26 protein-coding genes, 2 tRNA genes and 1 pseudogene are annotated in these 24,645 nt (G+C 60.2%); 15 read left to right on the plus strand and 14 right to left on the minus strand.

Annotated features, from left to right (window positions below; genetic code table 11):
* Positions 1 to 159 precede the first annotated feature (159 nt).
* From PQQ51_RS04755 to PQQ51_RS04800, 10 genes are all read left to right on the plus strand, one after another.
* Positions 160 to 654 (plus strand): pentapeptide repeat-containing protein, encoded by a 495-nt coding sequence (locus tag PQQ51_RS04755; RefSeq protein ID WP_408495232.1) that lies wholly within the window; start codon positions 160 to 162, stop codon positions 652 to 654.
* A 234-nt stretch (positions 655 to 888) separates the two neighbouring features.
* Positions 889 to 1,059 carry a hypothetical protein gene (locus tag PQQ51_RS04760; RefSeq protein WP_408495233.1) on the plus strand — a complete coding sequence of 57 codons (171 nt, stop codon included), beginning with the start codon at positions 889 to 891 and terminating at the stop codon, positions 1,057 to 1,059.
* A gap of 32 nt (positions 1,060 to 1,091) precedes the next feature.
* Entirely contained in the window at positions 1,092 to 2,240 is a 1,149-nt protein-coding gene (locus PQQ51_RS04765) for a phage baseplate assembly protein (RefSeq protein ID WP_408495700.1), read from the plus strand.
* Positions 2,237 to 2,830, plus strand: coding sequence for a phage baseplate assembly protein V (locus PQQ51_RS04770; protein WP_408495235.1), 594 nt, complete (start codon positions 2,237 to 2,239; stop codon positions 2,828 to 2,830). The genes PQQ51_RS04765 and PQQ51_RS04770 overlap by 4 nt, the downstream gene beginning before the upstream one ends.
* 3 nt (positions 2,831 to 2,833) lie before the next feature.
* Positions 2,834 to 3,946, plus strand: a complete 1,113-nt coding sequence (locus PQQ51_RS04775) for a tyrosine-type recombinase/integrase (RefSeq protein ID WP_408495237.1) — start codon at positions 2,834 to 2,836, stop codon at positions 3,944 to 3,946.
* A gap of 218 nt (positions 3,947 to 4,164) precedes the next feature.
* A complete protein-coding gene (locus PQQ51_RS04780) occupies positions 4,165 to 4,920 on the plus strand; it encodes a hypothetical protein (RefSeq protein ID WP_408495238.1) in 756 nt (251 codons plus the stop codon).
* A 69-nt stretch (positions 4,921 to 4,989) separates the two neighbouring features.
* The gene (locus PQQ51_RS04785; RefSeq protein WP_408495239.1) at positions 4,990 to 5,556 is read left to right on the plus strand and encodes a hypothetical protein; all 567 of its coding nucleotides are present in this window, start codon (positions 4,990 to 4,992) and stop codon (positions 5,554 to 5,556) included.
* 191 nt (positions 5,557 to 5,747) lie between these two features.
* Positions 5,748 to 6,620 carry a DUF6731 family protein gene (locus PQQ51_RS04790; protein WP_408495240.1) on the plus strand — a complete coding sequence of 291 codons (873 nt, stop codon included), beginning with the start codon at positions 5,748 to 5,750 and terminating at the stop codon, positions 6,618 to 6,620.
* Positions 6,602 to 7,090: a hypothetical protein gene (locus PQQ51_RS04795; RefSeq protein WP_408495241.1), complete on the plus strand. Its 489-nt coding sequence runs from the start codon at positions 6,602 to 6,604 to the stop codon at positions 7,088 to 7,090. The genes PQQ51_RS04790 and PQQ51_RS04795 overlap by 19 nt, the downstream gene beginning before the upstream one ends.
* A 53-nt stretch (positions 7,091 to 7,143) precedes the next feature.
* On the plus strand, positions 7,144 to 7,437 hold the full coding sequence (locus PQQ51_RS04800; protein ID WP_408495243.1) for a hypothetical protein: 294 nt from the start codon (positions 7,144 to 7,146) through the stop codon (positions 7,435 to 7,437).
* Positions 7,438 to 7,462: 25 nt separating this feature from the next.
* On the opposite strand, the gene PQQ51_RS04805 is transcribed toward PQQ51_RS04800, so the two are convergent.
* Positions 7,463 to 8,185: a hypothetical protein gene (locus PQQ51_RS04805; protein ID WP_408495245.1), complete on the minus strand. Its 723-nt coding sequence runs from the start codon at positions 8,183 to 8,185 to the stop codon at positions 7,463 to 7,465.
* Between the two features lie 102 nt (positions 8,186 to 8,287).
* Here PQQ51_RS04805 and PQQ51_RS04810 point away from each other — a divergent pair, with 102 nt between their 5' ends.
* Positions 8,288 to 8,575, plus strand: coding sequence for a hypothetical protein (locus PQQ51_RS04810; protein WP_408495246.1), 288 nt, complete (start codon positions 8,288 to 8,290; stop codon positions 8,573 to 8,575).
* Positions 8,576 to 8,946: 371 nt separating this feature from the next.
* On the opposite strand, the gene PQQ51_RS04815 is transcribed toward PQQ51_RS04810, so the two are convergent.
* The 3 genes from PQQ51_RS04815 to hemN form a co-directional block, all read right to left on the minus strand.
* Positions 8,947 to 10,170, minus strand: coding sequence for a tyrosine-type recombinase/integrase (locus tag PQQ51_RS04815; protein ID WP_408495248.1), 1,224 nt, complete (start codon positions 10,168 to 10,170; stop codon positions 8,947 to 8,949).
* A gap of 173 nt (positions 10,171 to 10,343) precedes the next feature.
* Positions 10,344 to 10,428: transfer RNA gene (locus PQQ51_RS04820), tRNA-Leu, on the minus strand.
* Between the two features lie 106 nt (positions 10,429 to 10,534).
* Positions 10,535 to 11,920 (minus strand): oxygen-independent coproporphyrinogen III oxidase, encoded by a 1,386-nt coding sequence (gene hemN, locus PQQ51_RS04825; RefSeq protein WP_408495701.1) that lies wholly within the window; start codon positions 11,918 to 11,920, stop codon positions 10,535 to 10,537.
* A 231-nt stretch (positions 11,921 to 12,151) separates the two neighbouring features.
* Here hemN and PQQ51_RS04830 point away from each other — a divergent pair, with 231 nt between their 5' ends.
* The 3 genes from PQQ51_RS04830 (at position 12,152) to PQQ51_RS04840 (ending at position 14,053) form a co-directional block, all read left to right on the plus strand.
* Positions 12,152 to 12,481 carry a YkgJ family cysteine cluster protein gene (locus PQQ51_RS04830; RefSeq protein ID WP_408495250.1) on the plus strand — a complete coding sequence of 110 codons (330 nt, stop codon included), beginning with the start codon at positions 12,152 to 12,154 and terminating at the stop codon, positions 12,479 to 12,481.
* A 66-nt stretch (positions 12,482 to 12,547) separates the two neighbouring features.
* On the plus strand, positions 12,548 to 13,141 hold the full coding sequence (locus PQQ51_RS04835) for a DUF1439 domain-containing protein (RefSeq protein WP_408495251.1): 594 nt from the start codon (positions 12,548 to 12,550) through the stop codon (positions 13,139 to 13,141).
* 75 nt (positions 13,142 to 13,216) lie between these two features.
* On the plus strand, positions 13,217 to 14,053 hold the full coding sequence (locus PQQ51_RS04840) for an undecaprenyl-diphosphate phosphatase (protein ID WP_408495252.1): 837 nt from the start codon (positions 13,217 to 13,219) through the stop codon (positions 14,051 to 14,053).
* 110 nt (positions 14,054 to 14,163) lie between these two features.
* On the opposite strand, the gene trmB is transcribed toward PQQ51_RS04840, so the two are convergent.
* Complete coding sequence (trmB, locus tag PQQ51_RS04845; protein ID WP_408495253.1) at positions 14,164 to 14,949, minus strand: tRNA (guanosine(46)-N7)-methyltransferase TrmB; 786 nt, start codon at positions 14,947 to 14,949, stop codon at positions 14,164 to 14,166.
* Positions 14,950 to 15,267: 318 nt separating this feature from the next.
* Here trmB and PQQ51_RS04850 point away from each other — a divergent pair, with 318 nt between their 5' ends.
* The gene (locus PQQ51_RS04850; RefSeq protein ID WP_408495254.1) at positions 15,268 to 15,651 is read left to right on the plus strand and encodes an aggregation-promoting factor C-terminal-like domain-containing protein; all 384 of its coding nucleotides are present in this window, start codon (positions 15,268 to 15,270) and stop codon (positions 15,649 to 15,651) included.
* A 72-nt stretch (positions 15,652 to 15,723) separates the two neighbouring features.
* Here the strand turns inward: PQQ51_RS04850 and PQQ51_RS04855 are convergent.
* The 9 genes and pseudogenes from PQQ51_RS04855 to PQQ51_RS04895 form a co-directional block, all read right to left on the minus strand.
* Positions 15,724 to 15,797 (minus strand) — tRNA-Gly (locus PQQ51_RS04855).
* Between the two features lie 86 nt (positions 15,798 to 15,883).
* Entirely contained in the window at positions 15,884 to 17,062 is a 1,179-nt protein-coding gene (locus tag PQQ51_RS04860; protein ID WP_408495255.1) for a fimbrial protein, read from the minus strand.
* A complete protein-coding gene (locus tag PQQ51_RS04865; protein ID WP_408495702.1) occupies positions 17,049 to 18,992 on the minus strand; it encodes a fimbria/pilus outer membrane usher protein in 1,944 nt (647 codons plus the stop codon). The genes PQQ51_RS04860 and PQQ51_RS04865 overlap by 14 nt, the downstream gene beginning before the upstream one ends.
* A gap of 138 nt (positions 18,993 to 19,130) precedes the next feature.
* Positions 19,131 to 19,608, minus strand: a pseudogene (locus PQQ51_RS04870) (FimD/PapC N-terminal domain-containing protein); the annotation flags it as partial.
* 20 nt (positions 19,609 to 19,628) lie between these two features.
* Positions 19,629 to 20,204 (minus strand): fimbria/pilus periplasmic chaperone, encoded by a 576-nt coding sequence (locus PQQ51_RS04875; RefSeq protein ID WP_408495257.1) that lies wholly within the window; start codon positions 20,202 to 20,204, stop codon positions 19,629 to 19,631.
* Between the two features lie 87 nt (positions 20,205 to 20,291).
* Complete coding sequence (locus tag PQQ51_RS04880) at positions 20,292 to 20,813, minus strand: fimbrial protein (RefSeq protein WP_408495258.1); 522 nt, start codon at positions 20,811 to 20,813, stop codon at positions 20,292 to 20,294.
* Positions 20,814 to 21,079: 266 nt separating this feature from the next.
* A complete protein-coding gene (locus PQQ51_RS04885) occupies positions 21,080 to 21,400 on the minus strand; it encodes a hypothetical protein (RefSeq protein WP_408495260.1) in 321 nt (106 codons plus the stop codon).
* Between the two features lie 187 nt (positions 21,401 to 21,587).
* Positions 21,588 to 22,085, minus strand: coding sequence for a MerR family transcriptional regulator (locus PQQ51_RS04890; RefSeq protein ID WP_408495261.1), 498 nt, complete (start codon positions 22,083 to 22,085; stop codon positions 21,588 to 21,590).
* Between the two features lie 381 nt (positions 22,086 to 22,466).
* On the minus strand, positions 22,467 to 24,638 hold the full coding sequence (locus PQQ51_RS04895; RefSeq protein ID WP_408495262.1) for a peptidase domain-containing ABC transporter: 2,172 nt from the start codon (positions 24,636 to 24,638) through the stop codon (positions 22,467 to 22,469).
* Between the last annotated feature and the right edge of the window lie 7 nt (positions 24,639 to 24,645).

Here is a 24,645-nt window from a genome sequence, read left to right on the forward strand (position 1 = left end):
ACAGTCCGCACAGCAAGCGGAACCCTAATCGCGACCATGCGCCGGAGCGCAGCAGTGCGAGACGGTTTGCTCGAGGCGGACACGCCATCGAATGATACGCGGCGAAAGAGCTAACGGCGAGCGCCCCAGAACAAAGCGTGCACATAGGACTAGCAATTCATGAACCAACAAGCCATCGATTCCCGCAGCTCGACGCAAGCCGAATCGCCCGCTCCCCAAATGGTCGTCGTCAAAAGGATCGGGACGGACGAAACGCTCTTGTGCTTCGACGCCGGGGTCGATCCGCAAAGCTTCATGCCCGTCGATCGCCAACGCTGTGCCGCGCTCGACAGCGCCATCGGACAGGCTGTACGAGATGGCGTGGATCTGCGGAACGCAGACCTGAGCAACCGGGATCTGCGATACCTAAACCTCGCCGGACTAGATCTTCGCGGCGCAGATTTGTCGGGCTCCGCGTTGGACGGCACGCTTCTCACGTTTGCAAACCTGGCTGACGCGAACCTTCGCGGTATTCGAATGATGTCCGGCAGCCTTGCACACGCAAATCTGCGCGGCGCCTGCCTGGTCGGCGCGCGTTTCAGTCAGACGGATCTGACCGGTGCATTGGTCTGGACGGAAAGCGATGAAAGTAAGCGCAATGGCACGAAGCGATAGCGACTTCAGAACCGGCGGCGGAATGATGCTGGCGTCGGAATCAGTGGAGCATTAGCCAAGGAGCCCCAGCCTGCGGTGGGTGAAAACACCGGCAACTGCGCGACGCTCATGGAAGCGGATGGCTCTCCGGCCTTCGGGCCGGCAATATCCGCGGCGGGCGCGCAGTAACACAGAATAGGAATACTAATGGGATCGATCCTTAATCGGCGCCATCGAGCGCAGCGGAGAAATCGAATGGACAAAGTAACCGAAGTCGCCGAAGCGCCGGTACCCAATGACGTACAGGCGATCGTTCTGAAAGTGCCTGACGGCTTCATGCCGTCGACGGCGCCGCATCCGATTCACGACGACCCAAGCGTCCCCCGGCCACGCATTGCGCACACACTTGGGGGGGCGAGGTTTTGACGAATAGCACTGTTGGAGAGGACGCCGTTACCTTGCGCGTCTCGACGTGTACCCGCGATTTAAACCCGTCAAAAGGCGAGCCAACGTACTACGCGTCCAATGGGCGCGATCTCACTGGCTGGACGAGCATTCGTTTGTCCATGGGAATTGAACGACTCCCGTCTGACTTCGACATATCGTTCACCCGACCGCCTCCCGGAATAACTGAGTTGCTCATACAGCCCGGTGATCGGGTGCAAGTCATTTTGGGCCCGGATATTGTGCTGACCGGCTTCGTTGATCGATACCAGCCGAGCTACAGCGCGCGGGAGCACACGATCCGTATCGCAGGACGAAGCCTCTGTCAGGAGCTGGTGGATTGCGCAGCCTTTTGGCCCAACGGACAAATGCTCAATTTGCGGGTACTTCAGATAGCCAAGAATTTGTGTGGTGCTTATGGCATCGATGTAAATCTCGCCGCCGGCACTGATCAAGGTGACCCAATTCCGCAACTCAATGTCATGGCGGGCGAGACAAGCTACTCCATTCTCGAACGGCTTTGCCGCTTCCGGGGACTGTTGATGTATGACCAACCGGACGGCAGCCTACTGATAGCCAGCGGCGGAACGCAAGACGGTTCCAGCCAGGCAGCGCCGATTGGGACGAGGGTAGTAGCCGGCGGTTTCGCGGAAGGGGTCAACGTGCTGGCAGCTTCGGCGATGTTCAGTATGGACGGTAGGTTTAGCAACTATGACGCCCTATACCAAGGGCTCGACACGCTGAAAGACATTGGGGACGGCGGAAATCTGATCGCCCATGCGAGCGATAGCACCGTCCCACGATTCCGGTATCGCGTGATCGTTTCAGAAAACGTGACAGGAGGAGCGATAGTGGCCCAGCAGCGTGTCAACTGGGAAATGGCTCGTAACTATGGGCGTTCACTGCAAGTGCGTTTGACAACTGATAGCTGGCGGGACACCGATGGTGTGCTGTATCAACCCAATACACTCGTCGATATAGATCTGCCCAACCTGACGCTGCCGCCGGTTCGCTGGCTGATCTCCGAAGTAACGTACAAGCGTGACGAAGGTGGCACGACCGCCGATCTGGTCATCATGCCGCCGCAGGCCTTCTATCAAGAGCCGCTCATCCTCTACCCGATCGCACCCGACGTCACTAATGTGAGCAACGCAAACACATGACGGCACAGGACATCACTCAGCTATTCATACGTCTGCGCGGTCTGTTTGGGCGTGGGCGTGTGACGTTTGTCGACGACTCTGGCCCGGTTCAGGTTGTGCAGATAAAGACAAATTTGTTAGCCGTTTCGGATGATCGCTATCGGGTAGCGGAGTTTGGATTTACATCTAACCCGCCGATCGGTTCTGACGTGCTGACGCTGCACGTTGCCGGCGACATTAGCGCGGGGGCGGTGTTCGCTACCAATCATCAGCCGTCGCGGCCTACCGGCCTGCAAACCGGCGAGACGATGCTGTATAGCCAGGACGGCAAGCAGATCTACATGACAGCGGACGGCGGCATCGTCGTCAACGCGAACAGCCAACCGGTGATGGTCAATGGGGCGACAACGGTCACGATCAACGCCGCGACCGAAGTGCTGATGAATACACCAATCCTAAAGGTGTCGGGCGACATCATCGATAACTTCGGATCGAACCCGCACTCGATGGCGCAGATGCGTTCGATTTACGACACACACACGCACCCAGTGCCGAATGTGCAATTGGGCGGCCCGGGTACCACTACGAGTGCCCCGAGCCAGACGGAATAGCGCATGAGCTACCACCTCTTTCGCGTCGGCAAGGTCTGGCACTACCGTTTCCAGATTGACGGCAAGCGGGTCCAGCGATCGACCGGCGAGACGCTCAGGCATCGAGCTGAACCCATCGCCGCGCGCGCGCATCGCAATGCCACGCTGTGGAGCCGCGGCGAACAGTCGATTCCAACCTTGCGCGAGCTGGTCGCCCAGTGGCTCACGGTCCACACACCGACGGCCAGCCGGTCACACGCCGCGATTGTCGAGGTCTTCGGGCGATTGCACCTCTATCAGCTTGGCAACGTGATGATCGACGAGTTGACGACGGACATGGTCGAAGAGGCTCGCAAAGAGTATTTGAAAGATCATGCGCCGGCGAGCGCCAACCAGTGGCTCAAGGTGCTGCGCCTCCTCTGCAGCTGGGCCGTGCGTCGCGAAGTCATCCCGGCAGTGCGCTTTCACGTACGTGCGTTGACGGTTCAGAAGAAGCCGAGAGCGATTCTCCCGACCTCCCTGGCACAACAGTGGCTAGCCGCCGTTGATGAGCATGAGGGTGACCGGCCGGCCGTCAGGATCGCTGTCCGCCTGATGCTTGGGTGTGGGCTCCGTGAGATCGAGACCATCACGGCGCGGTGGGAATGGCTGGATTGGGAGCGACGCGTCTACGTGCCAGGCGAAACAAAGGGTCGTGAGGCAGATCCGATCCCCGTACCGGAGTGGCTGATCGACTATCTGCAACCTCTGCGTCGGACGTCCGGCCTCATCGTCATGCGCCCGAACGGAAAGCCCTGTCCGTCCGGCTTCACCCGGAATGCAATGCTCGCGGCAAACCAATCCGTCGGCGCCGGCCATGTCACTGCCCACAGACTTCGTGGAACGTTCGCCACTCTCATGAGCGAGATGGGTGCACCGATCCAGTCCATACAACGCGCAATGCGACACAAGAGTCCACTGACGACGATGGCCTATCTCGAAGTCAATATGGACTTCGTGACTCAGGCGCAGCAACGCATCGCCGACAAAATGGGATTCGCAACGCAAAGCGGACTCAGTGGCAATCCGGTGGCGAGCGACACCGCACCCAACGGCATGCAGCAAGGCGCATCTCTTTACCACGAGTCATCGAGATGAGGCCCTTCGAAATCGCCACCGCGGGGCTGCAAACCGGCCCCGACGACCCTCCCGTCCTCCCGTTTTCATCCCTGAAATCATCGCGGGTCCCTCTGGATGGGTCCATGCAGTGCGCGGACGATAACCCCTGGATTCTCTGCGGCTATGAAGTTTTGAAATTTGGTTGACAGAATGGTCAATAGGCGAAAGCTATTGGTTGACAAAAGCGAGCTAAGTGTTTGTCTGAAAGCATTTATTCGCTGTCAATCGTTCGCGCTGATTTTGTCAACTGGTTGACAAAAACTGTCAACCGAGCACGAAGCGGGCCCTTGGTTTTGCTTATTTTTTGTGCAAAACGCCGTGCTATGTCGCGCAATCCGCGCCTAGCCGGCATCTTTTCGAGGTGGAAAATGACCTTGTTGAAGCCGGCGAAATTCGCCGAACTGTGTGAAGTCTCGAGGCAGGCCGTCACGAAATGGCGTCAGGCCGGCCGGCTCGTAATGCAGGGCGAACTGGTCGACGTCGAGGCGACGCATGAGAGGATGAGGAAGAACCAGAAGGGAGGCTCGCCGCTGGACGGCAAGTTGGTTGCCGGGATTGCCCTGGGCGAATTCGCTCCGGAGGTGCGGACCGCGCGGCCGGCCAGCGAGACCCCCGTCGTTCCGTCGCTGCTCCGTGCTCTCGACGGAACCCAGGTATTCGACTTTTCGCGCGCAGGGTTGCAGAAGCGCGTAACAGACGCGGCACGGATACTGGGCTTTGAGCCGGTGTTTGACGGTGACGATATTGACCTTCGCCGCGGCGGTGAGTCCCACTTCCTGTGCGATGGTGGCACATTCGATGAAAACGCCTACTGCGCCCTCGACATGCTGCGGTGGTGGCTGGGCGGCGGCGCTGACGTCCCAAGCGCCCTGATGCCCGCGCTACCCCTGTTGGCGCGTCCCTTTGGGACGCCAGTGACCTTCAGTCTCTGCGAGAACTGCGCGTTGCCGTAAGACGATGGAAGGGGTGACGATTCGGTCACCCCTTCAGCCTCAACAAACCCAAAATCATGATGGTGGAACATGGCCTTTGTAAAACAATCTGAGTTCGCCGAGCTTTGCGACGTGTCGCGGCAAGCGGTCCTAAACTGGAAGCGGGAAGGCAAGCTTGTCATGCAGGGCGCGCGCGTCGACGTCGATGCTTCGCTTGCCCGCCTAGGGCGCGTCCGGAAAGGTGGTTCACCGGTCCAGAGCGAGCCGGCCGCGTCACGGGTCGTCGAGATCGAACTCGATCCGGGCGAAACGCTGGACGATGCAGCAGCTCGCCTTGTCGGCGAGATCGATGTCGACGCCACCAGTTACGACGAAGCGCGTCGCCTCAAAGAGGTGTATCTCGCGCTCTTGCACCGGCAGGATTATGAGCAGAAATCGGGCTCGCTTGTCGATCTGGATCTCGCCAGTAGCATCCTGTTTGAGAGCGCGCGTGCGTCGCGCGATGCGTGGCTAAACTGGCCGTCCAAGGTCGGCGCGCTCGTGGCCGCGGATCTCGGCATCGCGGCGGCCGACAAGGTAACCGCGGTGCTCTCAGAGTATGTCCACCAGCAGCTCCGCCAGCTCGGCGAACCTGAGGCTAACTTCTCCGAACGCTAGCCGGACCCGCGTTGCCGCAGCGACCTAAAACTTCCACAGTCAGTGCACGTTGGTCAACCCGCGCGTACTGCCCGAGCGCAGCGATAACGATTCTCCCAGTTCCTAGGCGATTTCCATTGCTACGCGCGACAGTTTACGGTCTAGTAATGCCCGAACTCCAAACAGTGGAGCTACCAACGGGGCGATAGGCCATGAAAAAACTACGGGTGTACTACTACAGCGTTGACGTTTTCGGGAAGACGGAGCCGCTTGAACAGGTCATTGAAAAGCTGGCTGCTTTGGATCTGGCTGATCGGACTCGCACTTGCAACTACACACAAATCCGCCTCGACGACATCATTGCGCCTTCGAAAGACAAGGCCTTCTGGACTTTGCGATTCTCACGTTTCCGAGATGACAATTGGCCGGGTGTTGCAACTATCGAGGAGGCGTCGAAGGACCTGGATCTGGAAGACGATGCGCTGCTTTCCGAAGAGACCTCCGTGCTTTTTGCTCCGGCGCAGAAGCGCATGGTGATCCAATACAATCACTTCGGGGTACGGGCGTCCAAGATCCAAGAATACTTTACCCAGTGCGGACAATTCGGCGAGGGCGGCTACCAATTGCTCCCCGTGCTCACCGAAGATACCCTGGAAAAGTTTGGCCATAAGCAGATCATCACCTCTGTGGATGCGCAGATCGACAATTTGACGCCTCAGGACCTGGCGTATTTCAACGGCAGCGGCCTGAGCGGATCGATAAAAGAAGGCTGTGACGCTGGCGCGACACGCGTACGTTTCTCATTATCTGTTGACGCACGCGAAAAGAAAAACCGGCTTTCCAGTGATTTCGTGAGACCGCTGATCGACAGACTCCTTGGCCGGAGCGGTGAAGACGACAAGCTGATGGTGGGAGCTAAGGCGGAGGAGGAAGACGCAATCGAGCTACTGAACCTCCTTGAGTCGCGAAAATACGTCGAATACAATGCGGAAAGCATCCCGCGCACCACCGGGCGCCGGTACTCACCGGAATACATGTCGCAGCTACTCGAACAGGCCTTGCGCGAATGGGACGGTTCCCACTAAAGCGACTCATCGAACGATTTTATCCGCTCGTCATTGCGGTGGTGGCCGCATTGGGCGCGCACCACCTCAATCTTCGGTTCGAGTCTGATAAGTACAGTAATCAGCTTTCGTCCACGATAAACGTGTCCGCCATCCTGATGGGCTTTTTGGGTACTGCGCAGGCCATGCTTCTAACGTTTAACTCGAAAACGTTCCGTGGCATCAGAGGGAACAAGCGCCTCTGGGCGCTACTCCTTTCCTACTTCAGATGGGCGCTGTTGGCTAGCTTGGCATTGTGCGTATTTTCGCTGATTCTGTTTTCGATTGATGTGAAGCGCTTCGCCGAATGGCAGTTCGAGAATTTCAAAGTGGACACGGTCCTGATGCCTTGCTGGATTGCTCTGTCGACGTTCGCTTTTCTTACTTTCTACCGTGTTGTAAAGGTGATATTTGGATTGCTCAATGACCCTTCCGTCGGCACTGGTCAGTGAGCGGGCACGGGCGGGCGATGTTTAGCGGCTAACATGGCCGCATCGGAGGAAGTATGGATCGGTTCAATGTTCGAGTAGAGCTGCTAAACGGGGCCAATGGCGACGACTATGGCGCCCTGCATCAGCGCATGATGGCAAGCGGCTTTGCGACTGCCGTAGTCGCTGACGACGGTCGCACTTATCATCTCCCTCCCGCCGAATATGTTCATGTCGCCGATGACGGCGCTAGGTCCGTGCGAAATGCGGCGATTGCTGTCGTCAGCGACGGCCTGCGGCCGGGTTTGGCATTTCGAATTTACGTCGTTCAGTTCGTGGACTGGGCGTCCGAAAATCTGCAGCCGATGTGATTTACTGCGCCTATCTATCATAGAGTTACTGGCCGCAGAAGATTGCGCGGCCACGAGAGAACAGTCGCAGTTGACAATACTTGGCGACCAGGCAAGGTGAGACCCAGCAACGTCTCGGCACCCGTCTCGACTGACACCGACGGCCACGAAGCGGCAGGAAGTCGGTCGGCAGAGTTTCGATTCCGTCGAATATCGATGGCTGGCTGGCGGCAATGTACTCCGCACAGCGAAGCCGAGCCTCGAGTGTGCTCGTTGGGATTGCGAGGTAGGTTGCAATTGCGTGTTTATCATGATCGAAGTGGCTGAGTGTGCGGACGTAGGCGACTGCCTCGGTAAATCGCTCTGTCAGACAACGCTCGCGCGCGGCGCGCTCTTCTGCCAACTCCAGAGCGACCCCCGGCTCATAACTTTCCGGGCCAGTGAGGCTCGCGGCGACACTGTTCGGAAGAAAATCACCATCGTCTCCAGGCTGTTCGTGATCCAGTTGCACGGCGAACCGCATCTTTCGATTCACGAACTTACCGAACGCCTTACGCAGTTTTGTCAACACTGCGCTCTGTAGACGCTCGTCCTCCGGCTCAACTGCGTCGCCCATCTCGCAGCGAACCTCCTGAGCTGCGATCCAAGCTTCGGCCTTCAAGTCATCGACGGACTGCTCGCCGCGAGTAACACCGGCAATGCGCCGAAGTTGGTCCAACATCGGCGCAACCAACCGCGAAAAGAACGTGTCATTTCGATTATTTTTCATGCGCGAATGCTAAAGGCTGTCGCCTTCTCGCCGCAATTGCCCTAGGGGTGATTCTGCTAGCATGGGCGTATTGCGCAGTTCAAACCAACGGGGGGATTAGACATGACGACACAGCAGGACGGCGGCATCGTGAATGGTTACTTGACCGAGTTTATGCAGTTGGGCATGAAAGCTTACGCGGGCGCCGACGTCGCGAAAGAGAATCGAGCGCTGGTCGAAAAGGCAATGAAGCATCTGGATGTGTGGGTCGATGGCGATAAGCTACAGAACAAACGCAACCTCATCGCCGGGCTTCGATCACGGGCGGAAATCGCCGCAGCGACAAATCCCGCCCAAGCGGAGGTGTTGATGGACGCCCATGATTTGGCGGCGGCGCGCCTCGCCACTTGATGCTTTCACAACCTGCGTCGGGCCGCGGAACGTCTCCGTTTAGAGGGCCTCCGCGGCCACTCGAAGCGTCCGCGCCCTTTGTGATTGACCCACACATTACGCACGTACCAAAACGCTCGTGAGCTGGCCTGCTGCCCTTGCCCGCATCGACATCGGAGCGGTGCGCTTGGACTTGTCGGGCGGGACACAAAAACAGAAGCATCTATTGCAAACGCAGTCTGGGCAAGGCATTGAGCATGGTGCGGAACGCGCCTTAATGGCGGAAGTCTCCGCGTGCGGCGAGCCCAAAATCTTCCGAAAATTGGAGGACATCCGCGCCGTCGCCAGCACGGCGCTTCAGGCGCCATTAGTCGCGCGCGCCAATAGCCGCGTTAGCTAGCGATCTTGCTCATCGAGATGATCTGCGCACCGACCTTGATTCGGTCCAGGTAATCGGCCCATTTCTGCATCATCTCTCGCCGATCCTTGATGAACTTCGTGCGGTTGTACGCTGCGCCGAGGTTATCCGGTACCGAGTGCGCAAGCTGATGCTCGATCACTTCCGGCTTTTGGTCCAGTTCCTCGTGCAGGATCGTGCGCGCCATTGCCCGGAACCCGTGACCAGTGATTTCCGTGCGAGTGTCATAGCCCAATCGACGCAGCGCCGCATTGATAGCGGCCTCGCTCATTGGGCGCAGGGCAGAGCGGGCACCGGGAAAGACATAGCGACCTTTGCCGGTCAGGGCGTGCAGCTCACGCAGGATAGTCACCGCTTGAGTGGCGAGCGGCACCAGATGCTCGGTCTTTGTTTTGGTGACCAGATAGCGCCATTCGCCCTTGTCCAAGTCGATCTGTGTCCACTCGGCTTGACGCAACTCGCCAGGCCGCACGAACAGCATCGGCGCAAGCTTGAGCGCGCATAGCACCGGGAAGGTTCCTGAAAATCCCTCGAACGCACGCAGCATCTCGCCCACCTTTGCGGGCTCAGTGATTGAAGCAAAGTGGGTTGTTTGGGCCGGCGGAATCGCCCCGGTCAGTTCTTTGGCCGGGTCTGCCTTGCAATACCCTTCTTTGATGCCGTAGCGGAAAACGCGGCTGATCTCGCTGCGGAGCCGATGGGATGTGAAGCGAGCCCCGCGTGCATCCACCCGCTTGAGCACCGCCAAAATTTCCGGCGCGTCAATTTCCGTAATGGGACGCTTCCCGAGCCACGGGAAGGCGTCGGCCTTGAAGCGCGCCAGCGTTTTGTCATATTGAGCCGGTTCGACAGACGAGCGGCGCTCTTCCATCCATGCCGTAGCGACGGATTCAAACGAGTTGGAGGCGGCAAGCAGGGTCGCACGCTTCTCGATCTTCTTTGCTTCGCCGGGATCGGTGCCCGCTGCCAGCTTCTCGCGTGCCTCATCACGCTTTTTGCGGGCCGCGGCCAGCCCCACGTCCGGATAGACGCCGAGCGCCAGCGTCTTGTCCTTACCAGCAAATCTGTAATTGAGCCGCCAGTATTTCGCGCCCGACTTGTCGAGCTGCAGATACATCCTGCCGCCGTCTGACAAACGGTTGCCCCCGCCGTCAGGGTTGTATCGTGCGTTCCTTACCTGCGTATCAGTGAGTGGCATGGTGGTATTTTCAGCGGGTGGGGGCCGAAGATTCAAGAGATGCCACCAAAAGTACCACCCGATACCACCGGCTGTCTATGCGCCTTGTCGGAACATCCCGGAAACAAAAAACCCGCGAAGCCTTTAGCTGTCGCGGGTTTCAGTACTTCTTTGGAACTACTCGGAATGCTTTGTGGTGCCCAGGGCCGGAATCGAACCGGCACGCCTTGCGGCGGGGGATTTTGAGTCCCCTGCGTCTACCAATTTCACCACCTGGGCAGGTCTTGCAGCGCACGCGTCAGGGTATGGCGCGCGGCGAAGACGCAGATTATGGCGGAAAATCCGGCGACGGGCAAGCCGGTTGCCTGGATCGCCCGCACAATCGTCAAACCGTGCGTGAGAACCGCTCGAGTATCTGCTGTCCGAGGTAGCGGTCGAACACCATCGCGATGTTGCGCACGAGCATGCGTCCGGCCATTTGCACTTCGAGTTTGCCGCTCGTGAGCGACACGAGGCCGTCGCGCTCGAAGGCGCGCAGGCGCTCCAGTTCCGCTTCGAACGTGTTGGCGAAACGGATGCCGTAGACCGCTTCGAATTCATCGAAGCGCAGTTCCAGATTGCACATCAGTTGCGTGATCACGTCGCGGCGCAGACGGTCGTCCACGGTGAGCCTCACGCCGCGCGTGATCGCGAGCCGCCCCGCGTCGATCGCGGCCGCATAGCCCGGCAGATCCTTGATGTTTTGCGCATAGACATCGCCGACCTTGCCGATCGACGATGCCCCGAAGCCGATCAGGTCACATTCCGCGCGCGTGCTGTAGCCCTGAAAATTGCGATGCAGCGTGCGTTTGGCCTGCGCGAGCGCGAGTTCGTCGGTGGGCAGCGCGAAGTGATCCATGCCGATGTAGACATAGCCCGCCCCCGTCAATCGCTCGACCACCCGTTGCAGTATCGCGAGCCGCACCACGGGCGACGGCAGCGTGGCTTCGTCCATCTGACGTTGCATCTTGAAGAGCTGCGGCATGTGCGCATAAGCGAACACCGAGAGCCGGTCGGGCGCGAGCGCGAGCATCGTGTCGAGCGTGCGGCTGAAGCTGTCCACGGTCTGATGCGGCAGCCCGTAAATCAGATCGACGCCGATCGAATGGAAGCCCGTATCGCGCGCGGTCTGCATGACCGACGTAGTCATCTGCAACGGCTGGATACGGTTGATGGCCTGCTGCACGCGCGGATCGAAATCCTGCACGCCGAGGCTGAGCCGGTTGAAGCCGAGCTTGCGCAGATGTGCAATGGTGTCCGGCGACGCTTCGCGCGGATCGACTTCGATCGAATATTCGCCTTCGCTATCAGGCAGCAGTGCAAAGTGCTCACGCGCGGTGGCCATCAATTCCGCCATCTCGCCATGCGATAGAAAAGTAGGCGTGCCGCCGCCCCAATGCAGTTGCGAAACCGGGCGCCGCGTGTCGAATAACGCCGCCTGCACAGCCATTTCGCGCTTGAGCCGGTCGACGTACGGGCGCGCGTGCGCACGGTTTTTCGTCGCGACCTTGTTGCAGCCGCAGTAGAAACACACGGTGTCGCAAAACGGGATGTGGAAGTACAGCGACAGGTCCGTGGACGATGCGCTCGGGTCGGCGGCGGCGCGCAGGTAGTCGGCGGGATCGAACGTGTCGTGGAACTGAAGGGCGGTCGGATAGGACGTATACCGTGGACCGTTCGCGCTGTATCTGGCGAGCAGGTCCGGGCGGAATAGCGGGTTGGCGGTGGTCATCGAAGCCTCGCGTTGGCGGCCACCACGGAAGAGGCACGAACCGGCCGCGCTTCGCACGACCTGATCGGACAGCGCAGACATCTCTTCTGCATGGCCTTTCGTATCGGTTCGAGTGTACGTGACGGCGTGTGGGCGCGATTGTGTAAAAAGGTCGCATGGAATGCGGTGGCACAATGCGGGTCTTGGATGGCGTCGGCGGTTGTTGCCGGTCGACAGGTATAGGAAAACGTCGTGAAAGTTGTGTCGAACCCCGTTGTGACGCGCGAGTCGCCGTTCCATGTGAGCGGTCATGCGTGCCGCCCCGATTGCGGCGCGTGCTGTATCGCGCCGTCGATTTCGAGCCCGATTCCGGGCATGCCGAACGGCAAGCCGGCGGGCGTGCGCTGCGCGCAACTCGGCGACGATCTGCGCTGCGCGATCTTCGGTCAGCCGGAGCGGCCCGCATGCTGCTCGGGTCTGCAACCGCAAACGGACATGTGCGGCGCGAATCGCGGCGAAGCGCTCGCGTGGCTCACGCAACTCGAAGCGCAGACTCAGCCCGAGCGCGCGGCGAACAGCTAGAAACGGACCGCTACGCCGCACCGAATCCACCCGCATGCCTCAACAGATTGCCACTGGAGATTTTGCATGAATCGATCCACCGCGCCGGCCCGGCGCCGCTTCCTGGCCGCGGCGCTGGCCGGCTGCACGACGCTTGGCATCACGCTGTCGCTGACGGCCTGCGCGACGTCCACGTTTCCGTTCATCCCGTCGCACTACACGTTCTCGCAACAGCAGGTGCAGGACGCGGTGCAGCGCAAGTTCCCGTATCAGCGCACGGTGTCGCAGGTATTCGACGTCGCGCTGACCAATCCGGTGGTCGGCTTCCTGCCGGACACGAATCGCATCTCGGTGAAACTCGACGCGCGGCTCGTGAGTCCGTTCATGCCGCAGCCGGTCAACGGCGTCTTCACGCTGTCGAGCGAACTGGCCTACGACGCCGCCAGCAAATCAGTTGTGCTGAAGTCGCCGAACGTCGACAACGTTAGCGTGAGCGGGCAGGCGCAGGCCTATACGCAACAGATCAATGCCGCTGCGGCGCTGCTCGCGACGCAGTTGCTGACCAACTATCCGATCTACACGTTCAAGCCCGAACAATTGCAATTTGCCGGCGTGAATTACGAACCCGGTACAATCACCATCCTTACAAACGGCATACGTGTGCAAATCGTCGAACGATGACGTGGCGCGCGGCCGGCGGGGCCGCGCGTTTCCGTGCGAACCCTGTACCGACATTTACGACGATGAGGGACACGGATGGATTGGCTATTGGCATGCAAGGCGTTGATTCTGGGCGTGGTCGAGGGGCTGACGGAATTTTTGCCGGTGTCGAGCACGGGGCATCTGATTGTCGCGGGCAGTCTGCTCAACTTCACCGACGACCATGCGAAAACGTTCGACGTCGTGATCCAGCTAGGCGCGATTCTGGCCGTGTGCTGGGAGTTTCGCCGCCGGATCGGCAGCGTGGTGGCGGGCCTGCCCAGCCGGCCTGACGCGCGCCGCTTCACGCTGAACGTGATCGTCGCGACGATTCCGGCCGTGGTGCTCGGTCTGCTGTTCGAGAAGGCGATCAAGGAGGCGCTGTTTTCACCGGTGCCGGTCGCTTTCGCGCTGGTGACGGGCGGCGTGGTGATCCTGTGGGCGGAAGCGCGCCAGCGCTCGCGTGGCGAAGTGCCGGCGCGCGTGCGCAACGTGGACGATCTGAGCCCGCTCGACGCGCTGAAAGTCGGCCTTGCGCAATGCTTCGCGCTAATTCCAGGCATGTCGCGCTCAGGCTCGACGATCATCGGCGGGATGCTGTTCGGCCTCGACCGCCGAGTGGCCACCGAATTTTCGTTCTTCCTCGCGATCCCGATCATTTTCGGCGCGACCGCGTACGAGTTGTACAAGGACTGGCATCTGCTGTCCGTCGATGTGCTGGGTATGTTCACGCTCGGCTTCATTGCGGCTTTCGTGAGCGCGTTTGCGTGCGTTCGCTGGCTGTTGCGCTATATCGCCGCGCACGATTTCACCGCATTCGCGTGGTATCGGATCGGCTTCGGGCTGCTGATTTTGCTGGTTGGTTATAGCGGCGCGCTGAGCTGGGCGGACTGAGCGTAGCGCTTGCCGATCCTCGAAACGAAAAAAGGTCCGCGTGTTTGAACCGCGGACCTTTTTTATTTGCAACGTGGCGTGAGTTGCTACGCGCGCAGTCGGGGGCGCCGTTATTCGACGATGCGTTTCCTGAACAGCAGATCCCACACGCCGTGCCCGAGCCGCAAACCGCGGCGTTCGAACTTCGTCACCGGGCGATAGTCGGGGCGGGGCGCATAACCGTCGGCGGTGTTTTGCAGGTCCGGGTCCGCGCTGAGCACTTCGAGCATCTGCTCCGCGTAGTTCTGCCAGTCGGTCGCCAGATGCAGATAGGCGCCCGGCTTCAAACGCGACACCAGCAACGCGACGAACTTCGGCTGGATCAGCCGGCGCTTGTGATGGCGCGCCTTGTGCCACGGGTCGGGAAAGAAGATGTGCATGCCGTCGAGGCTATCCGGCGCGATCATCTGTTCGAGTACTTCGACCGCGTCGTGCTGGATGATGCGGATGTTCGACAGAGTCTGCTCGCCCATCAGCTTCAACAATGCGCCGACGCCGGGCTCATGCACTTCCACGCCGAGAAAATCGTCGTCCGGACGAAGCGCTGCGATCTCCGCCGTGGTCGCGCCCATGCCGAAGCCGATCTCCAGCACGCGTGGCGCCGTGCGGCCGAACACGCTGCTCCAGTCCGGCTGTTGCGGCGCGTACGGCACGACGAAGCGCGGACCGAGTTCGTCCATCGCGCGGCGCTGACCGGTGGAGACGCGGCCCGCCCTCGTGACGAAGCTGCGGATACGGCGGTGGTGCAGGGTGTCGTCCGCGGCGGTTTCGGCGCTCACGGGCTGGCTTTCGGTTTCGTCGCTCGAAGTCGGCGGGAGTTCGTCCGGCAGGCCGGCGTCGTTTGGATCGTGGATCATCTTCGATACTGCTTGTCAGGGCGAGGGCCATGCGGCATGCGCCGCGCGAGGCCGCCGCTACTACAAAAAAGCCGCCTTCAGGGAGGCGGCTCGTGCGGGATTCCGCTGAAGACTCAGCCGGAAGGTGGAGCGGGCGTTGCAAGTGCGCGTAAGGTAGCACAACCGAAAAGGGTGCGTCCAGACAGCCGGCGGACCGCTCTGCCGTCGAAAATACGCTTGTCATTACATTTCAATAACATGGAAAGCGATTCGTATGATTTAATCGTTCCGTCAGTCAGTCAGTCATTCATTGAAACGATTAACCAGACGAGCATTCCGATGAGCAAACACGCACACAATCACCGCCAGGCAAAAGCGGGCAAAACAGGCTGGGTGTCAATCGACCCGACTACCGTTCCGATGACTTCCCAGAATGCGCTGCGTGAAGCCATGTCGATCGAAAAGGTCGCGCTGACTCAATTCGACGACCTGCTATGGCTGATGGCGCAGGAATCGGGCGGGGTCGTGGATTTGCGCAATCCCAGGTTGTCGGCGCGCGGTCTTTATCAATTAATCCCGCCGCAATATGAATTGAATCCGAATGGCGAGAAATCATTCGGCGACGCTGTCGAAGAATGTCGGGGCGGAATCCGCTACGTGCTCGGCCGTTATCACACTGCGGCGGCGGCGCGCTTGCGGTGGGAAGCGAATCAGTGGGTTTGATGCTGTAGAAGGGTGGCGCGCTCGAGGCGCGCTGCCTACTATTCGATGGAGAAACCCAGGCGGGAAAATATCTGGAGCGGGCGATGGGAATCGAACCCACGGCTCTAGCTTGGGAAGCTAGGGTATTACCATTATACGACGCCCGCAGAGCGACGGATTCTACACGGGTTTCGGCACTTTAGGCAAAGGTGATGCCCCATTCGCGTGTCCGCAGCCCATCTCGGGCGCGTCGTCAGTCGTAGGTCAACGTAAAGGTGGCGGTGCTGTCGGCTTCGCCAGCGGACACCTGTTTTTCCGTCTGGTAGTAGCGCGCCTGAAAGGGAATGCTCACGGCCTTTGCTGTTTTGTCGAATGTTCCGACGCGCCAAGGGGTGCCGAACATCACCGGAGTCTGGCCGCTCGAGGCGTCTCCCCTTAACACCTGCACGCCGACACCGCTCGCCGTGCTGTTGGTTAGCGCAAGCACGCCGGCCGTCGCGAATGAGGGCAACGTGGTTCCGTCGAGTGCGAGATAAACGCCGCCGCCGCTGCCGGGTTTGAGCGCATCGCATTTCAGGTTGATAGAGAACGGCTGCGACTGCGAGGTACTGCCGACGAAAGAGCCGAATCCGCTGGGGGTGCCGACCGGTGTTGTAGGCAGTTGCACGATAATATTGCGCGAGTTCTGCTCGACCTTGCAGGTGCTGGCGGCGATATAGACGTTGTCGAGGTTGCGAACGCGGAATTCGGCATCGTTACGTTTTGCGTCGGCCACCCCTGGACCGCTGCCGATGGTGGCGACGGTCATCCCCGCGCCGTAGAAGGTCGGGACCTGGCCGGTGTTGACCGTCGTGCCGGTCTTCACGAGTGCAAGCGAGAACGTCGTTGTGACCGTCGTGAGCGAGCTGGGTACGCCGGAGAAGTGGTAGGCCTTGACCATGGTGTCGGTCGAATAGATCTGTTCGGAACTGCCACGGTCGTGGTTTGGTCCGTCGAACTGCAACATGAACGACAGGCCATTGCCGAGATCCAGATTGCGCCGCAGCAGATAAGCCGGCTCGGGAGAACCCATCATCGTCGCGAGGCTGCATCCAGCGCTCAGCGAAATCCCGCTCTGATGCCAGAACACCTGGCCGATCGGTGCATCGGCCGCAATCTTCAGCGGCGGCAGGTCGATAGAGGGTGAGCCCGAGTTGACGGAGCAAATGATGCTCGCGGCTGCGTCAAACGGACAGCCGAGTCCGATGAGGCCGGCGATGCAAAACTTGCCCGTCCGACTTAGCCAGCATTTGCCAGATCGTCTCTTAAACGCGGGCCGATCCGGGTAGTCGCGCGAAAAACCCAGCCTGATTGTTGTGCCTGTCATGCCCACGTCCTCGATATGAATGGAACTTGCGTCAACGGCGATGTCGTCGCGATCATTGCGGCGCATCGCCCTTACTCTGCACCGCGGCTGTCGGTGTTTCGTGCGACGGCGAGGGCGATTCGCCCGGCACGCATCGCGCCTGCAAGCGCATGTAACGTATCGGTCCCGTGCGCGGCGTCGGGTCATCGAGCGTGACGTCGATCGTGCATTGCGACGCGTCCGCGGGTCCGTATTTCAGCGTGAGCCGTTCGTGTTTGCTGTTGAGCCGCGCATAGATCTGGCCGCCCTGCGTGACCGTGCCGACCGCCTTGCCCTTTTCATCGAAAACCGAGCTGCCGAACGGTAACGGCTGACCATCCGGAAGACTCGAGCGGATCAGCACCGGGCGCCCGGAAACGGTCGGATAGCGCAGCATCACGATCGCGCCGTAACGCGGCACGGCCTGCTCGCTAGTGACTTCCAGTTCGACGTCGTCGGACAGGCCCGCTGGACTCAGCGTCACCTCGTTGATGCGATACGGCGTGAGATAGGGCACCACTGCATAGCCGCGTGGATCGAGTCTCACACCCGGATAACTTTCCACGGCTGCACCGGCGGCGGCGGGTGCGGCGACGATCGCGATGGTGTCGGCCGCATAGGGACTGGCCGTGATGCCGCCAGGATGCACGACGACCGAGCCGGTCAGACCCAGCGATTCAGACGAATAGCGCGCGCCGCCGCCGGCCATTGCGCTGATCGACGTGTACGGCGAGCGATACTGACCGGACACACTGCCGTCGTAGGTGCGGTCCGAATTCCGCGAGCCTTCCACCGAGTAGCCGAACTGATTGTCGGTGCCGGCCTGACCGTTGACGACCGCCTGCGCGGACATGCCGCCGCTCGAGTCCTGCATCAGGTTCATGCTCATGGTGGGCGCGTGGCTCGTATGGCCGTACTGCATGTCCATCTGGCCATTGCCGGTCCGGGTCCTGTTGATGGACACGCTGTAGCCCACCGAGCGATAGTGATTGTTGTAGCCGGCCTGGAATTGCGTGTCCGTCCCGCTGCGTGTCCAGTAATCCTGAGTGAAGCCACTGAAAAAAAGATTTCCCCAGATGTCGCCCAGTGGCTGGCTTAGCATGATCGACAGACGATTGCGCGCGCGCCAGTTGACCGCGCCGGCGGGATTCGCGAAGCCGCTGCGCCCGGCATCGACGTAGGCCATCGCGCCATTCAGATCGAAATAGCCCGACGACGAAAACCGGTAAGCGGCGACCGAAAGATTGCTGCTGGTCGCGGTGAACAGCTTGCTATAAGTTACCCGGACGCTCACGCCGCGCATGGTCTGTGCAGGGGCGGCGGTCTGCGCAGCGGACAGGTCGAGTGCGAGCGCGCCGATCGGCGTGCTCACCGCACTGCCGCCGAGTATCGACGCGTAGTGGCTGGCAGCGAGGGCGCCGCCGTACAGCGTGACCGAATTGGTCAAGCCCCGCTGTATCGCCGCCTGAAGCACGTGGGGGGTATAGGAGAGCCTCATGTTGCGGATGTTGCCGACCACCGCGCTATAGCGCGTCTGACCCGGACGCAACAGTTGCGCCACCGACGCATACGGAACCTGGAACGAGCGCGTGCGCCCATCGGCTTCAGTCACGGTGACATCGAGATTCCCGCCGTAGCCCGTCGGATAGAGATCGTCGATGACGAACGGTCCGGGCGGCATCGGTTGATCGTAGATGACCGACGTGCCTTGCCTCACGGTCACCCGGGCATTCGTTTCGGCGATCCCGCGAATGACAGGCGCATAGCCGTTGAGCGAATCGGGCAGCATGCGGTCGTCGGTGGCGAGCTGCACGCCGCGAAAGGCGAACGTGTCGAACACGTCGCCCGTCGTGTTCGCGTCGCCGATCGTCACGCGTGCCTTCCACGCGGTGAGATCGTGTCGCACGTAAGTATTGATGTCGCTGTATTGATCGCCTGCACGGCGATACCAGTTGAAGGCGCCGTCGTGCCGGAACATCCATCCGCCAATATTGAAACCGGCGTTCAGTCCGACATAGGCAGAGTCGGTCTGCACGCCGCTGGAGATGCTGTGGAATGCGTTCGCCGTGTAACCGAGTACGAGCGCGGTGACGCCCGAATCCCACAGTCGCGGGTCGACAGAACCTCGCGCGGTGTGTCTGAGCGAGGCTTGCGGGACGCTCACATCGAGCCGCATCGCGGAGCTGTCGAAGTTCACGGTCGCGGCCGGTATCACGCGATTCAGTTCGACACAGGCGCCGGGATCGGTCAGCTCGTCGAGTACGCTTTGTTGTGCGCCCGCGAGATCGATGCCGAGCCGATCGAGCAACGCGCGGTTAAAGCACCCCCCGAGGGTGTCCGTTGTCGACGCGGATCTCGACGGGTTCGTTGCCAATCGACGTGCCGCTCAAAAACGTGTCGAGCGTGTACTGCCCGGGAATCACGACATTGCCGTTCTCGTAACGCTTCACGTCGACGTTGCTGCCTGGCGTATTGATCAGGAACGACGGATCGAACGTGGCTTGCGCGAAGGTTGTCTGGGCGAGCAGGGTTTCTTGCGCGGACTTCTTTTGCTGCGTTTCACCGTCTGCCGTGAGGTTCTGCGACGCCGCCATCGACAATGTCGAATACGCAATTAGGGCGACGCATTACCGGCCTCGACTGCAAATCCTTCGCCGCGCGGCGCGCGCACCAGCTTCCAGGTCACGGCGGTGGCCGCGGCGGCCGCACCCTCTGCGCTCAGGCCTTCTGGGCGGAAGAAAATTTTCAGGCGTGAGCGGAACGCAAGCCGCAATAGATTCGTGCTTTCATTGCTGTCCGGGTTGGGGGGAATGTCGAGAACGTTGAGCCAGAACATCGATTCCCTGTCTTGCGGGAGGGGATCGTGTGTGTAGGTCATTTTCAGCGTCTGTGCTCTGCCGGGCTCGATTCTGAATACCGGCGGCAGCAGAACGCATGGTACGTCCGCTTTGTCCGCTTGCGTTTTCGAGTCGCCGTTATCGATCCATGTTTGCACGAGAGCCGGCTTGTCACCGCGGTTGTCCAGCTTGACGGTCACTTCGCGCGCACTCTCGGGATAGATAATCCGCGTTCCAGTGATCACCACGTTAGCCCACGCGGTGCTTGCGAGGAGAATCCAGATCGAGGACGTCAGCGAATGTTTCCACCGGATCGATTTGGGCATCATTCGGAACAGTTTGTCGACGTTCATTTCTTCGAGTACCTGGGATCTTAACGTTTCGCATACCGATCAAGTGTCCGGCACTCATCCTCGGCGCGGCGCCGGACAAGGATCGTCCTAGAAGTAGTCGATTGAGTAGGTCACGCTCGCCGTCACCGCACCGGTTGTGGATTGCCCCGTTGCGTAATAGCTCGCGACGTACGAAAGCGTTGCAGCACCATTGACGATGGTTGCGCCATTCAGCGGGGTGGGAGGGGTGCCGGTCGACATGGCTTCTTGCGATGCCTTGTCGCCAATCTTGATCGGCGTACCGGTCAGATTCGTCAACTGGACTTCCACGTTGCCCGCCGGGGTGGTGGTCTCGGTATTTCGCAGGTTGTTGTCGGCGGAGTTCACCCCGTCTCCCGGCTCGAAGTAGGCAACCGCACTACCGGTCTGCTTGGAGCACGCCGACAACACGATCGAGAACCGGGTTCCGCCGGCGATCTGTCCTGCGCTAGTCAGAGCAGTCGTTGCCACGGTGGGAAGGCTGACCGTGGCGGAGTTCGAGCCGCCGTTGACGCTGATCGTGCAGGTTGTGGATACCAGTTTTCCCTTGAAAGTAATCGTGCCGTCGCTTGCTTGCGCCGCGACAGGCACCGCGAGAAAAGTGACAAGCGATCCTGCGTAGACCAGGGCGCTGCTGAGAAGTATTTTTCATCGATGTTCCTGATAAATCGGGATTGTGGCCAACCTTGCAGACGCAAAATGCCGTAAATGAAATGGTCGGAAAACGTGTTTCGTCGACTTGGCGTATATGTTTGGAATACGAAGTAAAAGTCAGCGAGCCAATTTGATGGCAATCCATCTGCGGCCTTCCGATGCTCACGCATCGGAAGGATCCGGTGTTCAGGCTTGCCTGAAGATTACTTCGGGAACGACGCGGTGGGATCGGCCCAGGCTTCATAGCCACGGCTGACGGTCGCGCTGGTTTTGTCCCAACCGTTGACGAGGCCGTACCATGCACCAGAGATTGCCCCGGAAATGCCGCCCCAGATAGCGCCGACGGCTTCGCCAATCAGGCCGAAGCCGAGTACGCCGCCGTTTGCGCCGCCTGTCGCCGCGCCCTTGGCGGAGCCCGTCATCACACCGTACCAGCCGCCCGAGACGATGGCGCCGAGCGTTGAGAAAAAGTCGCAAGCGCCGCCGGACACTTGCTCCAATTCAACGGCATTAAGTTCACGCATTGTTTAATCTCCAAACTGTGTTGCCGGGCATGACGACCGGCCCGGCTTCGGTCTATCCGTGCCGCGTCATGATTGCGGCATGGTTTGAGACAGGTCTTTAGTGTCGATATCGCGATACCGCTCGGCGCGCTGCGATCACGCGTTGCGCGCCACAAATCCCGGCTAGTCGCCGGGATGGAGAGTCGCGTCACCTCGAATTCCCCGCGTTGGTTGCGAAGTTCACACCGCCTGACGCGCCGTGACGCGAGTGTTCGAATGGCCCGCCTGTTTCCACGCCGTGGTCGAGCAGATGCAACAACTCCCCGTTGTCGGGCATTTGCCCTCGGGCTACGTCTTTTCGCAGGCGTCGGACTTTATCGATCTTGCATCCGAGCCGGTTGATTTCGTCTTCGAGCGTTGCCTCGTGGACAGCCAATGCTGTGGCCAGGCTTTCAGCGTCGCCATTCAACACGCGCTCAACCTGGGTGAGACTGAGATCGAGCGCACGCAGGGCTATGATCTCGGTAGCGCGAAGCATCTCCTTCGGCCCATAGACGCGGTATCCGGCGGAGGTTCGCTTTGGGGCCAACAGGCCGTGCTTTTCATAAAGCCGCAGCGCTTTGGTCGACACGCCAAGCCGCTTGGCCGCTTCGGAAGCGTTCAAACATGGAGCAGCAGAATTCATAATCACCTCGACGATTGCCAATTAAAAAAATCATGAAGGCGGCCCCGAGGTCCAAGTCAACTAGATAATTAATTGCGCGCGGTATCCCTTTCGTTTATCCGCAAAATTGCTGTATGTTTAGCCGGCTTTGACTTGAAGATTTAAAAGAGCGTTTTGACGATCGATTTGATCGAATTTTTGCTGGGATTGGTTTTGAATGAAGTGCGCAATAGTCGGATTCGCTAGGTTAGCCATGACGCATCGGTCGAGTCGTTAGGTAGAATAATTTGCATATATATGAAGGAAGTGAAATAAACCGACCACTGTATCCAGATGGAGAGCGAATCAGCATATAGGCACCGGAGGTGACCGGCGGTCAGCATCGCAATGAAGCAGCAGCTATTTCCAGCCTTTATGGATGACTTAGGGAACAGCGCGGTCGGGTCCGTCCATCGTGGGCAGCCCTTGCCGACAAGCCTGCACGTCGCCGTCGATTTCGCGCGCTATCCCGCGTTCCAGCACGATCACGCGATCCGCGCTTCGAATCGTCTCCGGCCGGTGAGCGATGATGATCCGGGTCACCGGCATGTCGCGGATTGCGTCGTTGATCAGGCGTTCGCGCTCGATGTCGAGATGACTGGTCGCTTCGTCGAGTATGAGAATGCGTGGCCGGCGGTAGAAGGCGCGCGCGAGCAGCACTCGTTGACACTGGCCGCCCGACAACGACGACCCCATATCGCCGACGAGACTCTGATAGCCCATCGGCATCGCCATCACGTCGTCGTGAATTTGCGCGAGCCGCGCGGCTTCCTCGATCCTTTGCTGATCCGGTGTGTCATCGAAGAAGCCGATGTTCTCCGAGATCGAGCCGGCGAACAGAATGTCGTCCTGCATCACGCAGCCAATCTGGTCGCGATAACGGTGCAGGCCGAGCTTGCGAATGTCGATGCCGTCCACCAGTACCTGGCCCGACTCGGGCGTGAGCAGACCGAGCAGCAGTTTGGCCATGGTGGTCTTGCCCTGCCCCGACGGTCCCGCCAGCGCGACGGATTCGCCCGCGCGGATGAAAAACGAAGGGCCGTCGATAACCCACTCTTCGGTCTCGCCATAACGAAACTTGAGCTCGCGTACTTCGATCGTGGGAGGTGGCTCGTTTTCCAGCGGCACTGCCGGCGCGGCGCTCGACTCCATATTCGCTTCGACATCGGTCAACACGATGTCCGCCAACCGTTCGCCCTGAAGCCGCAACATCCGGAATTCGATCATGGTGTCGATCAGGCCCGACGCGCGTGAGGAAAACTGATCGGCGAATGACGAAAACGCGACCATCATCCCGGCGGAAAACGAACCCGCGAGCACCTGGCGAGCCGCGAGCCAGATCAGGATCACCCGGCCGCCACCGGCAATGATCGACTGCAACGTGCTGAAACTGATCGAGAGGCGCTGGATCGCCACATTCCGGTTAGCCGTTTCCACCATGGCATTGGTGTAAGCCGAGGCGCGCGAGTCCTGCCTGTTGCCGAGCTTGACCGTCTGCACGCCGCGAATCGATTCCAGTAGCTGCGACTGCGCGCGCGCCGCGTAGACGATCTGTTCTTCATTGGCGCGCAGGAATGGCCGATAGGCGACCCAGCGAATCAGCGCGTAAGTAGCGAACAGACCGAGCACCAGCCACGTGAGCGTCGCGCTGTACACGAACAGCATCGTGAGCGTGGCGATGGCCATCACACCGTCGAGCAGCGTGCTGACAAAGCGTGTCGTCAGTGTGCCTTGAATCGCGTTGACGGCGCCGAAGCGCGACAGCACGTCGCCGATATGACGCTGTTCGAAATACGACATCGGCAGCTTGAGAAGATGCGCGCACACGTTCGCGGTCCACTGCACGTTGAGCGTGCTGGAGAACCAGACCACCAGCCACGAACGAAGCGCCGATAGCGCGCCCTGAAACACGACGACCATCAGGAAGCCGATGCCGAGCAGCGTCAGCAGATCGGCATCGGCCGAAACCAGGACCTGATCCATCACCCACTGCATGTAGAACGGCGACAGCACGCCGAACAGTTCGAGCGCGATCGACAGCACCAGCACCTGCGTAAAGGCCGAGCCGATGCCGGCGACGCTGCCCAGCAACGCCCGCATCGAGATCGATTCTTTTTCCTCGATCCGCTTGAACGATGCCGACGGCATCAGTTCGAGCGCGACGCCCGTGAAATGCTTTGAAACCTCGCTCATCGGCACGTCGCGCACGCCGCCCGCCGGGTCATGGATCGTGATCCTGTTGCGCGCCACCTGCTTCAGCACGACGAAGTGATTGATGTCCCAATGCAGCACACAGGGACGGCGCAACTGGCTGAGTTCGTCGACGTCCAGCCTGAGCGCGCGACTCGCGAGTCCGAGCCGGTGAGCGACCAGCATGATGTCGCTGAGCGTGGCGCCTTTGAGCGACGTGACGAAACGCCGGCGCAGCGCGGCCAGGTCGATCGCATGACCGAAGTAGTTCGCGACCATGCCGATGCAGGCGAGGCCGCACTCGGCCGCCTGGGTTTGCAGCATGATCGGCAGACTTCGGCGCCAGCTGAAACGCAGAGCAATCATGATTCGC

Origin of the sequence: Paraburkholderia xenovorans (genome assembly GCF_046030735.1) — a bacterium.
Taxonomy (GTDB): Bacteria; Pseudomonadota; Gammaproteobacteria; order Burkholderiales; family Burkholderiaceae; genus Paraburkholderia; species Paraburkholderia xenovorans_A.

What these genes read in the sequence shown, in the direction of transcription:
- PQQ51_RS04895 (WP_408495262.1), bottom strand. Translation starts at nt 24,638, where the DNA reads ATGATTGCTCTGCGTTTCAGCTGGCGCCGAAGTCTGCCGATCATGCTG.
- PQQ51_RS04755 (WP_408495232.1), top strand. Translation starts at nt 160, where the DNA reads ATGAACCAACAAGCCATCGATTCCCGCAGCTCGACGCAAGCCGAATCG.
- PQQ51_RS04805 (WP_408495245.1), bottom strand. Translation starts at nt 8,185, where the DNA reads ATGAAAAATAATCGAAATGACACGTTCTTTTCGCGGTTGGTTGCGCCG.
- PQQ51_RS04860 (WP_408495255.1), bottom strand. Translation starts at nt 17,062, where the DNA reads ATGCGCCGCAATGATCGCGACGACATCGCCGTTGACGCAAGTTCCATT.
- PQQ51_RS04800 (WP_408495243.1), top strand. Translation starts at nt 7,144, where the DNA reads ATGGATCGGTTCAATGTTCGAGTAGAGCTGCTAAACGGGGCCAATGGC.
- PQQ51_RS04875 (WP_408495257.1), bottom strand. Translation starts at nt 20,204, where the DNA reads ATGAACGTCGACAAACTGTTCCGAATGATGCCCAAATCGATCCGGTGG.
- PQQ51_RS04840 (WP_408495252.1), top strand. Translation starts at nt 13,217, where the DNA reads ATGGATTGGCTATTGGCATGCAAGGCGTTGATTCTGGGCGTGGTCGAG.
- PQQ51_RS04775 (WP_408495237.1), top strand. Translation starts at nt 2,834, where the DNA reads ATGAGCTACCACCTCTTTCGCGTCGGCAAGGTCTGGCACTACCGTTTC.
- PQQ51_RS04850 (WP_408495254.1), top strand. Translation starts at nt 15,268, where the DNA reads ATGAGCAAACACGCACACAATCACCGCCAGGCAAAAGCGGGCAAAACA.
- PQQ51_RS04770 (WP_408495235.1), top strand. Translation starts at nt 2,237, where the DNA reads ATGACGGCACAGGACATCACTCAGCTATTCATACGTCTGCGCGGTCTG.
- PQQ51_RS04790 (WP_408495240.1), top strand. Translation starts at nt 5,748, where the DNA reads ATGAAAAAACTACGGGTGTACTACTACAGCGTTGACGTTTTCGGGAAG.
- PQQ51_RS04865 (WP_408495702.1), bottom strand. Translation starts at nt 18,992, where the DNA reads ATGTTCCGGCACGACGGCGCCTTCAACTGGTATCGCCGTGCAGGCGAT.
- PQQ51_RS04810 (WP_408495246.1), top strand. Translation starts at nt 8,288, where the DNA reads ATGACGACACAGCAGGACGGCGGCATCGTGAATGGTTACTTGACCGAG.
- PQQ51_RS04760 (WP_408495233.1), top strand. Translation starts at nt 889, where the DNA reads ATGGACAAAGTAACCGAAGTCGCCGAAGCGCCGGTACCCAATGACGTA.
- PQQ51_RS04795 (WP_408495241.1), top strand. Translation starts at nt 6,602, where the DNA reads ATGGGACGGTTCCCACTAAAGCGACTCATCGAACGATTTTATCCGCTC.
- PQQ51_RS04835 (WP_408495251.1), top strand. Translation starts at nt 12,548, where the DNA reads ATGAATCGATCCACCGCGCCGGCCCGGCGCCGCTTCCTGGCCGCGGCG.
- PQQ51_RS04815 (WP_408495248.1), bottom strand. Translation starts at nt 10,170, where the DNA reads ATGCCACTCACTGATACGCAGGTAAGGAACGCACGATACAACCCTGAC.
- hemN (WP_408495701.1), bottom strand. Translation starts at nt 11,920, where the DNA reads ATGACCACCGCCAACCCGCTATTCCGCCCGGACCTGCTCGCCAGATAC.
- PQQ51_RS04885 (WP_408495260.1), bottom strand. Translation starts at nt 21,400, where the DNA reads ATGCGTGAACTTAATGCCGTTGAATTGGAGCAAGTGTCCGGCGGCGCT.
- PQQ51_RS04785 (WP_408495239.1), top strand. Translation starts at nt 4,990, where the DNA reads ATGGCCTTTGTAAAACAATCTGAGTTCGCCGAGCTTTGCGACGTGTCG.
- trmB (WP_408495253.1), bottom strand. Translation starts at nt 14,949, where the DNA reads ATGATCCACGATCCAAACGACGCCGGCCTGCCGGACGAACTCCCGCCG.